The sequence below is a fragment of the Mesorhizobium sp. PL10 genome, from assembly GCF_053714315.1.
Genome location: NZ_JBSKBR010000194.1, coordinates 1 through 517, shown reverse-complemented (window position 1 = coordinate 517; position 517 = coordinate 1). Strand labels below are relative to the sequence as shown.

Sequence of the window (517 nt, the reverse complement as noted above, 5' to 3'; positions counted from 1 at the left end):
AGCGTCGTGTGCAGCAAGGTCAGGTCTGGCCGGCAGGCCACCGCGCGGCACGCGGCTTGGCCTTGACGGAGCGAGCACGTCGCTATCGTGCGCCGCCATCGGGATGGATCGACGAAGCTGATTTTGCTATTCTGACGCGGCTCGGGTGACCCCGTGGCGAAGCACAGGTCTGAGGTTGCAACCCTGTCGCGCAGCCTATGTTTGTCGCACCTCATTGGCGGCACCCGGGCGCCCACTCGGCGATTTCTGTTTCCAGGTAGCGACGAAGCGACGGTAGGCTTCCTCGGCATTGCCGATGGTATCGCGCTCGCTGTCGCGGACCGACTTGTTGCTGTAGTCGGCGGCGGATCCCTTGTTCCTGCCGGCCTGCCCGCCATGCGTGCTCCCGACACCCCAATCCCGGTAGGTGGACGGTAGTCGATCCATCCGTGCAGGGGAATGCGGATTGGCGCGCCGGGCAGGGCAATCGGGTGAGTTAACACGTGACATATGGCGCCAGTGCTGAATCTGTGAGTCC

The 517-nt window shown here is 64.2% G+C and carries 1 pseudogene; it reads right to left on the bottom strand.

Annotation, left to right across the window (positions count from 1 at the left end):
* Positions 1 to 195: 195 nt before the first annotated feature.
* Positions 196 to 517: pseudogene (locus ACWGTO_RS33820) on the bottom strand (hypothetical protein); the annotation flags it as partial.